The 8,785-nt window shown below is 64.3% G+C and carries 7 protein-coding genes; all 7 read left to right on the top strand.

Annotated elements, in window-relative coordinates:
- The first annotated feature begins 392 nt into the window (after positions 1 to 392).
- The 7 genes from leuC (at position 393) to AWB76_RS10915 (ending at position 8,763) form a co-directional block, all read left to right on the top strand.
- Positions 393 to 1,802 (top strand): 3-isopropylmalate dehydratase large subunit, encoded by a 1,410-nt coding sequence (leuC, locus tag AWB76_RS10945; protein WP_061160150.1) that lies wholly within the window; start codon positions 393 to 395, stop codon positions 1,800 to 1,802.
- Between the two features lie 24 nt (positions 1,803 to 1,826).
- Complete coding sequence (gene leuD / locus AWB76_RS10940) at positions 1,827 to 2,477, top strand: 3-isopropylmalate dehydratase small subunit (RefSeq protein WP_061160149.1); 651 nt, start codon at positions 1,827 to 1,829, stop codon at positions 2,475 to 2,477.
- A gap of 32 nt (positions 2,478 to 2,509) precedes the next feature.
- Complete coding sequence (leuB, locus tag AWB76_RS10935) at positions 2,510 to 3,577, top strand: 3-isopropylmalate dehydrogenase (protein ID WP_061160148.1); 1,068 nt, start codon at positions 2,510 to 2,512, stop codon at positions 3,575 to 3,577.
- Positions 3,578 to 3,961: 384 nt separating this feature from the next.
- Positions 3,962 to 5,083 carry an aspartate-semialdehyde dehydrogenase gene (gene asd / locus AWB76_RS10930; protein WP_061160147.1) on the top strand — a complete coding sequence of 374 codons (1,122 nt, stop codon included), beginning with the start codon at positions 3,962 to 3,964 and terminating at the stop codon, positions 5,081 to 5,083.
- 155 nt (positions 5,084 to 5,238) lie between these two features.
- Positions 5,239 to 7,293: a FimV/HubP family polar landmark protein gene (locus AWB76_RS10925; RefSeq protein WP_061160146.1), complete on the top strand. Its 2,055-nt coding sequence runs from the start codon at positions 5,239 to 5,241 to the stop codon at positions 7,291 to 7,293.
- 1 nt (position 7,294) lies between these two features.
- Positions 7,295 to 8,098, top strand: a complete 804-nt coding sequence (gene truA / locus AWB76_RS10920; protein ID WP_061160145.1) for a tRNA pseudouridine(38-40) synthase TruA — start codon at positions 7,295 to 7,297, stop codon at positions 8,096 to 8,098.
- Positions 8,095 to 8,763 (top strand): phosphoribosylanthranilate isomerase, encoded by a 669-nt coding sequence (locus AWB76_RS10915; RefSeq protein ID WP_061160144.1) that lies wholly within the window; start codon positions 8,095 to 8,097, stop codon positions 8,761 to 8,763. The genes truA and AWB76_RS10915 overlap by 4 nt, the downstream gene beginning before the upstream one ends.
- Positions 8,764 to 8,785: the final 22 nt, after the last annotated feature.

Below are 8,785 nucleotides of genomic sequence, written 5' to 3'. Positions count from 1 at the left end.
GCTGGATCGCGCAATGGAACGAGATGATTGCCGATCCGGAGCAGAAGATTGGCCGTCCGCGTCAGTTGTTCATCGGCCAGACGCCGCGTGAAGCGAAGCCGCTGGCGAAGCGTTAAAGCTAGTCGAGCCTCAGGTTGTATCGAAAGCCCCGGCGAGGAAATCGCCGGGGCTTTTTGCTTTTTGCGCCGCGTGCGGAAAGACATCGACGGAAATGTGTCCGTCACGCAGCCGGGTACTCGTGATCCGGGTACCGGAACCACTACCATAACTCTATGTTTTTAATAGGTTTTTTCCCGTAGCCTAGTACCCATCCCCCGCGCGGAAGTGGCATAATCGACCAAACACAGCCGCAGACCGATCAATCCCCGCAGTCACCCACGAAAGCGCTCACCATGGCACAGACTCTCTACGACAAACTGTGGAACACGCACGTGATCCACACGGAAGAGGACGGCACCTCGATCCTCTATATCGACCGTCACCTGCTGCATGAAGTGACGAGCCCGCAGGCCTTCGAAGGCCTGAAGCTGGCCGAGCGCCCGGTGTGGCGCATCAGCGCGAATCTGGCGGTCTCCGATCACAACGTGCCGACGACTGACCGCTCGCACGGCATCGCCGATCCGGTTTCCAAGCTGCAAGTCGATACGCTCGACGACAACTGCGACGCCTTCGGCATCACGCAGTTCAAGATGAACGACCTGCGTCAGGGCATCGTGCACATCATCGGGCCGGAGCAGGGCGCGACGCTGCCGGGCATGACCATCGTCTGCGGCGACTCGCATACGTCCACGCACGGCGCGTTCGGCGCGCTTGCGCATGGCATCGGCACGTCGGAAGTCGAGCACGTGCTCGCCACCCAAACGCTTTTGCAGAAAAAGAGCAAGAACATGCTCGTGAAGGTCGAAGGCCAGTTGCCGCGCGGCTGCACCGCGAAGGACATCGTGCTCGCGATCATCGGCAAGATCGGCACGGCGGGCGGCACGGGTTACGCCATGGAATTCGGCGGCTCGACCATCCGCGCGCTGACCATGGAAGGCCGCATGACCGTCTGCAACATGGCGATCGAAGCGGGGGCGCGCGCCGGCATGGTCGCCGTCGACGACACGACCATCAACTATCTGAAAGATCGCCCGTACTCGCCGCAGGGCGTAGAGTGGAATCAGGCGGTCGAGTACTGGCGTCAGTTCAGGTCGGATGACGGTGCGCAGTTCGATCGCGTCGTCGAACTGAATGCCGCCGAGATCGTGCCGCAGGTGACGTGGGGCACGTCGCCGGAAATGGTGACGTCGGTCGATGGCCGCGTGCCCGATCCCGACAAGGAAAAAGATCCCGTCAAGCGCGACGCGATGGAACGTGCGCTGACCTACATGGCATTGCAGCCGAACACGCCGATCGAATCGATCAAGCCGGACAAGATTTTTATCGGATCGTGCACGAATGCGCGTATCGAAGACTTGCGCGCGGCCGCGTACGTCGTGAAGTCGCTGGGCAAGCGCGTGGCGTCGAATATTCGTCTCGCGATGGTCGTGCCCGGTTCGGGTCTCGTGAAGGCGCAGGCCGAGCGCGAAGGCCTCGACAAGATCTTCACGAACGCCGGCTTCGAATGGCGCGAGCCGGGCTGCTCGATGTGCCTCGCCATGAACGCCGACCGGCTGGAGCCGGGCGAGCGCTGCGCATCCACGTCGAACCGCAACTTCGAAGGCCGTCAGGGCGCGGGCGGTCGCACGCACCTCGTGAGCCCCGCGATGGCCGCCGCCGCCGCGATCGAAGGCCATTTCGTCGACGTTCGCAAGCTTGCGTGATCAAACGGGATACTGAGAAAGATCATGGAAAAATTCATTGTGCATAGCGGCCTCGTCGCGCCGCTCGATCGCGAGAACGTCGACACGGACGCGATCATCCCGAAGCAGTTTCTGAAGTCGATCAAGCGCACGGGTTTCGGCCCGAACGCGTTCGACGAATGGCGTTATCTCGATGTCGGCGAGCCCGGCCAGGACAACAGCAAGCGTCCGCTGAACCCGGACTTCGTGCTGAATCAGCCGCGTTATCAGGGCGCGTCGGTCTTGCTCACGCGCAAGAACTTCGGCTGCGGCAGCTCGCGCGAGCACGCGCCGTGGGCGCTGGATCAATACGGCTTTCGCGCGATCATCGCGCCGAGCTTCGCGGACATCTTCTACAACAACTGCTTCAAGAACGGCCTGCTGCCGGTCGTGCTGACGGAGCAGCAAGTCGACAAGCTTTTCAACGAGACCTACGCGTTCGTCGGCTTCCAGTTGACGATCGATCTCGAAGCGCAAGTCGTGCGCACCGGCGACGGCACCGAATACGCGTTCGAAGTGCCGGGCTTCCGCAAATACTGCCTGCTGAACGGCTTCGACGATATCGGGCTCACGCTGCGTCACGCCGACAAGATCAAGGCGTTCGAAGCGGAGCGTTTGACGAAGCAGCCGTGGCTGAATAACCGCCTCGTCGGTTAATCGAAATACGACATACGAAGAAGGAAGAGACGATGAAAATTGCAGTGCTCCCCGGCGACGGCATCGGTCCCGAAATCACCGCCGAAGCGGTCAAGGTGCTGAACGCGCTCGGCGAAAAATTCGAACTGGAAGAAGCGCCGGTCGGCGGCGCGGGCTACGAGGCGAAGGGCCATCCGCTGCCCGACTCGACGCTCGCGCTCGCCAAAGAAGCCGACGCGATCCTGTTCGGCGCCGTCGGCGACTGGAAATACGACAAGCTCGAGCGCGCGCTGCGTCCCGAACAGGCGATTCTCGGCCTGCGCAAGCATCTGCAACTGTTCGCGAACTTCCGTCCGGCGATCTGCTATCCGCAACTGACGGGCGCGTCGTCGCTGAAGCCGGAGATCGTGTCGGGGCTCGATATCCTCATCGTTCGTGAATTGAACGGCGACATCTACTTCGGCGCGCCGCGCGGCCTGCGCGAAGCACCGGACGGCCCGTTCGCGGGCGCGAAGGAAGGCTTCGACACGATGCGCTATTCCGAGCCCGAAGTGCGCCGCATTGCGCACGTTGCGTTTGCCGCGGCGCAAAAGCGCCAGAAGAAGCTGACGAGCGTCGACAAGGCCAACGTGCTCGAAACGTCGCAACTGTGGCGCGACACGATGATCGACGTCGCGAAGGAATATCCGGACGTCGAGCTGTCGCACATGTACGTCGACAACGCTGCGATGCAGCTCGTGAAGGCGCCGAAGGCATTCGATGTCGTCGTGACCGGCAACATGTTCGGCGACATCCTGTCGGACGAAGCGGCGATGCTCACCGGGTCCATCGGCATGCTGCCGTCGGCGTCGCTCGACAAGAACAACAAGGGCCTGTATGAGCCGTCGCACGGTTCCGCGCCGGATATCGCGGGCAAGGGCGTGGCGAATCCGCTCGCGACCATCCTGTCGGCGGCGATGATGCTGCGCTACTCGCTCGCCAAGACCGAGCAGGCGGACCGCATCGAGCGCGCGGTGAAGAAGGTGCTGGAGCAGGGCTACCGCACCGGCGATATCGCGACGGCGGACGGCAAGGTCGTCGGCACGAAGGAAATGGGCGACGCGGTGCTGAAAGCGCTGTAATCGCCGGAAAACGATCGGCGCCTGAAAGCAAAAAGGCGGCCGATCGTCTCTTTTTACGGATGTTCGCGCACGATCCCCACGATTTTCACGCACCTGCAGCATAGGGCCGACGAAAACGGCCGGTATTCGTGTATATTGCTTTTCTATGGCGAAGAACTCTCAATTCTCTCTGGATTCCATCGGACGCGGCTCAAAGTCGCTCGCGAAGGAACTCGCCATCAGCACGTGCACCGTGGCTATCGAAGCCACGGCAAAAACGCGCATTACGAAAATCTCCATCAAAGCGATCACGATTCGCTGATCGTCCCGCGTGTCCGAGCGTCTTCCCCGCGCGGCCACGCCGGGTAAAGGATGCGGGGAAGCTTCCACAGTCAAAGGTTAGTCATGAACGTAGGTCTCGTTGGTTGGCGCGGTATGGTCGGCAGCGTCCTGATGCAACGCATGCAGCAGGAAGGCGATTTCGACTTGATCGAACCGGTGTTTTTCAGCACCAGCAATGCGGGCGGCAACGCGCCGTCGTTCGCCAAAAACGAGACGAAGCTCAAAGATGCGACAAGCATCGACGACCTGAAGAAGTGCGACGCCATCATCACGTGCCAGGGCGGCGACTACACCAACGAGGTGTATCCGAAGCTGCGCGCGGCGGGCTGGAAGGGCTACTGGATCGACGCGGCCTCGGCGCTGCGCATGAAGGACGACGCGGTCATCATCCTCGATCCGGTCAACCTGAACGTCATCAAGGATTCGCTCGTGAAGGGCGGCCGCGACTTCATCGGCGGCAACTGCACGGTCAGCCTGATGCTGATGGCGCTCGGCGGCCTGTTCCGCGAGAACCTCGTCGAATGGACGACCGCGATGACCTATCAGGCCGCCTCGGGCGCGGGCGCGCAGAACATGCGCGAACTCCTCCAGCAAATGGGCGTGCTGTACGGTTCCGCGAAGGAAGATCTGGCCGATCCGTCGTCGGCGATTCTCGACATCGACCGTCGCGTGCTCGCCGCGATGAACGGCGAACGCATGCCCGTCGACAACTTCGGCGTGCCGCTCGCGGGCTCGCTGATTCCGTGGATCGACAAGGATCTCGGCAACGGCATGTCGAAGGAAGAGTGGAAGGGCGGCGCGGAAACCAACAAGATCCTCGGCAAGCCGGCAATGGGCACGCCGGGCTCGATTCCCGTCGATGGCCTCTGCGTGCGGATCGGCGCGATGCGCTGCCACTCGCAGGCGCTCACCATCAAGCTGACGAAGGATGTGCCGCTGGACGACGTGCACGGCATTCTCGCGTCGGCGAACGACTGGGTGAAGGTCGTGCCGAACGAGCGCGAAGCGTCGATTCGCGATCTGTCCCCCGCGGTCGTCACGGGCACGCTGACGGTGCCGGTCGGCCGTCTGCGCAAGCTCGCGATGGGCGGCGAGTATCTGTCGGCGTTCACGGTCGGCGATCAGCTCTTGTGGGGCGCCGCCGAACCGCTGCGCCGCATGCTGCGCATTCTGCTCGACAAGTGAAGTAAACTACGCGCCTTGAAGCGCAACCCAGCCCCGAAAGCGTCGCGTTTCACGCGGCGCTTTTTTGTTTTTACGCAGTCCCTGTTGCAAAGCCGCGGTTTTCGCGCGATTTTGCACCGTATGTGTCACCTTTTTTTGCCGTACCCGGAGCCTCAATGATCCAACGACCTTGCCGGTCTATCCTGTCGTCGTCGCGTTCGGCGCTTGCCGCGATCGGTCTCGCCGTATGCGCGATGTTCGTGGCGAATCCCGGCGATGCGCTCGCCCAGGCGAGCGGTGCCGCGGCGCTTGCCACGACAGGACAGACGTACATGGTCAAACCGGGGCAATCGCTGAACGATGTCGTCGGCGAGCTCACGGGATCGAAGGACCGAGACGTTCGGGCGAAGGCGGCGCGTGCCTTGTTCGACGCCAATCCGAACGCCTTCGCGGCGCACGATATCAACAAGCTGAAGCTCGGCGCGATGCTGAACGTGCCCGCCGATCTGAGCGGCGCGGCGCCTCCTGCACCTTCGGCGCCCGAGGCGCAGCCCGCTGCGAGCGCCGAGTCGCCCGCGCCCGCGTCCGTCACCACGCCTGAGCCGGCGGCGTCGGCTGCTGCGCCTGCATCGGCCGTCGAGCCGCAAGCAAGCGCAACGGCGGCGCCCGAGAATACGACGCCCGAGGCGGCTTCTGCGACCACGGCGTCCGCCAGCGAGCCCGCCGCGGCCGCGCCGGCGCCTGCCAGTCCCACTGGCGTGACGGCGGCGACCATCGGACTGTCGCCGATCGTCATCGGCATCGTGATCGCGCTCATTGGCGCCTTGTTGCTCAGAATGCGGCGCAAGAAGCGGTCTGCCGTGGCAAACGGTGGCGACGCGGACCGTGCGCCCCGGACGTTCGCGAGTCTGGAAGAAGCCCAGGCCGACGCCGACGCACGCAACGAAGCGCTGCGCAAGGCACGCGAGGCGGCATCCCGGGCCGAAGGCAAGCCGGCCGGACTGGCGGCAGCAGCGGCGAGCATCGACGACGCGGAGGCGGCTCGAGCGCCGGTCGTTCCGTCACCCGATGCATTGCCGCCGGCGACCGAAGCGAAGCCGTCCGCCCCAGCGGCTGATCAGGCGCGCCACACGGCACCGGAGGAACCTTTTGCGCCTGTGGCCCCAGCCGCGCGTCATCCCGATTTCGTGCCGCCGATCACCGAACCGGATGCACACGACCAGCACGAGCAGCACGCGCGCGAGATCGCGGCGCGGGAAGCGGCGCGTCGTGAAGCCGAGAAATGGGAAATCGAGGAACGCGAAGCCGCGGCACGCCAGGCCGCCGCACGCGAGGCCGAAGAGCGCGAGATTCGCGCACGCGAAGCCGCCGCGCGCGAAGCGCTCGTCCGCGAGCAGGCGGGGCCCGAAGCGGGACAGCGCGAGGCCGAACTGCGTCAGGTGACCGAGCGCGAGGAACGGGCGCGCGAGACGGCCGCCCGCGAAATCATCGCGCGCGAGGCCGAGCTGCGCGAGTTGCAGGCGCGTGCGGCGGAGGAGCAGGCCGCTGAACTGCGCGCCGCCGAGCAGCGCGATATCGAGGAACGCGCGGCGCGTGCGGCCGAAGAATGGGGCACGGCGCCCGATGACGAGCCGGCGCTCACGGATCGTTTCCCGATGCCGAAATTCCCCCAGGACGCGGTTCAGGCGCTGGGCTCGCTCGAAATGGAGCTGCCGCCGCGTCTCGAACTCACTATCACGCCGCCCGGCGTGACGAAGCCGGGCACGGTGACATCGCCGTCGGCTGATACGAAACCGCGCGATACGCGTCCCGGATCGCTGCCGCCGGCGGGTCCGCAGCCGATCGAGCAGGTGCCGTTCGTGCCGCAGCCCGTGGCGTCGCCCGAAGCGACGCGGCATGCGCAGTCGCAGGGTCAGTCCGTGGCATCGCAAATCGAAGCAGGGACGGCGGGCGCCGGATCAGTGGCGGGTCTCGGCGCGACGAAATTCGGGCCGCTCAGTCTCGATTTCGATCTCGGTCCGACATCGAACGCAACCGAGCCGCTGCCCGCGCTGACGAACGCGCAACTCGCGACGATCGCGCGCAATAAGCTCGAATTGGCCGCCGAATACATCGAGTTGGGCGATCTTCCCGGCGCGCGCACGCTGCTCCAGGAAGTGATCGAATCGAACGATCCGGCGACGCGCCAGCAGGCTGCCACGCTTTTGTCGACGCTGGCGCCGCATTCCTGAGATGCGCATCGCGTTAGGCATTCAGTACGACGGCTCAGCGTTTTGCGGCTGGCAGTCTCAGCCGCACGGCAAGACCGTGCAGAACGAGCTTGAGCGAGCGCTCGCGGAATTCGCGCAGACGCCGCTTCAGACTGTGGTCGCCGGGCGCACGGATACGGGCGTGCATGGGCTTGGCCAGGTCGTGCACTTCGATACCGATCTCGATCGCACCGAGTTTTCGTGGGTGCGCGGCACGAACGCTTTCCTGCCCGATACCGTCGCGGTGCAATGGGCGAAGCCGATGCCGGACGACTTCCACGCGCGCTTCACGGCCTTTGAGCGCACGTACTATTACGTTCTGTACGTCAATCCGGTGCGTTCACCCATGCTGGCGAAACGCGCGGGCTGGGTGCACACGCCGCTGGACGTGGCAGCGATGCGCGATTCGATCGCGTGTCTGATCGGCGAGCACGACTTCTCGTCGTTTCGCGCCGCCGATTGCCAGTCGAAAACGCCCGTGAAGCACCTTTATCAGATCGATGTGCGCGAGCAGGGCGATTTCATCCACTTTCGCTTCCGCGCCAACGCGTTCCTGCATCACATGGTGCGCAATCTGATGGGATGCTTCGTCGCGATCGGGCGTGGGCGTCATCCGGCTTCGTGGATGGCCGACGTTCTCGCCGCCCGCGATCGCCGCATCGCCGCGCCGACCTTCATGCCCGACGGGCTGTATCTGGCCGAGGTCGGCTATCCTGAACACTTCGCGGTGCCGCCGCCGCATATCGCCAGCATGCCCTGGAGCGCAATCTGGGCAGAGCCGAAATGAACGATCGAGATTTGCATCGCACCCGCATCAAGCTATGCGGACTGTCGCGCGTCGAGGACGTGCAGCACGCCGTCGCGCTCGGCGCGGACGCCGTGGGCTTCGTGTTTTATCCGCCGAGCCCGCGCTCGGTGAGCGTCGCGCAGGCGGCCGAACTGGCGCGGCACGTGCCGCCGCTTGTTTCCGCTGTCGGGCTGTTCGTCAATGCGACGCCGGAGTGGATTCGCGAGGTCACGTCGAACGTGCCGCTTTCGCTGCTGCAATTTCATGGCGATGAAACCCCCGAGCGATGCGAGGAACTCGCGTCGATTGCGGGTTTATCCTATTGGCGCGCACTGCGAATTGGGCCTGATGCGTCAGCAGGCCATTTGATAGAATCGTCTCTCAAGTTCAAAGCTGCTGGCGGCCTTCTGCTCGACGCTCTCGTCGAGGGCTTCGGCGGCGGTGGAAAGGTATTCGATTGGTCACTTATCCCAACAGATCTCGGGCATCGGGCCGTTTTGAGTGGTGGGTTGAACGCGCAAAACGTCAGTGACGCCATTCGGCGTGTGCGCCCGTACGCGGTCGATGTCTCGAGCGGCATCGAAATGCCGGGCGCCAAGGGCGTGAAGGATCCCGTCCGAATGGCGGCGTTCGTGCGCGCAGTGCGCGAAGCGGATGCCGGGTGAATCGAACGTGCGCCGCGCCGCG

Origin of the sequence: Caballeronia temeraria (genome assembly GCF_001544795.2) — a bacterium.
Taxonomy (GTDB): Bacteria; Pseudomonadota; Gammaproteobacteria; order Burkholderiales; family Burkholderiaceae; genus Caballeronia; species Caballeronia temeraria.
This window is presented reverse-complemented; position numbering and strand designations above follow the sequence as displayed.

What these genes read in the sequence shown, in the direction of transcription:
- leuC (WP_061160150.1), top strand. Translation starts at nt 393, where the DNA reads ATGGCACAGACTCTCTACGACAAACTGTGGAACACGCACGTGATCCAC.
- leuD (WP_061160149.1), top strand. Translation starts at nt 1,827, where the DNA reads ATGGAAAAATTCATTGTGCATAGCGGCCTCGTCGCGCCGCTCGATCGC.
- leuB (WP_061160148.1), top strand. Translation starts at nt 2,510, where the DNA reads ATGAAAATTGCAGTGCTCCCCGGCGACGGCATCGGTCCCGAAATCACC.
- asd (WP_061160147.1), top strand. Translation starts at nt 3,962, where the DNA reads ATGAACGTAGGTCTCGTTGGTTGGCGCGGTATGGTCGGCAGCGTCCTG.
- AWB76_RS10925 (WP_061160146.1), top strand. Translation starts at nt 5,239, where the DNA reads ATGATCCAACGACCTTGCCGGTCTATCCTGTCGTCGTCGCGTTCGGCG.
- truA (WP_061160145.1), top strand. Translation starts at nt 7,295, where the DNA reads ATGCGCATCGCGTTAGGCATTCAGTACGACGGCTCAGCGTTTTGCGGC.
- AWB76_RS10915 (WP_061160144.1), top strand. Translation starts at nt 8,095, where the DNA reads ATGAACGATCGAGATTTGCATCGCACCCGCATCAAGCTATGCGGACTG.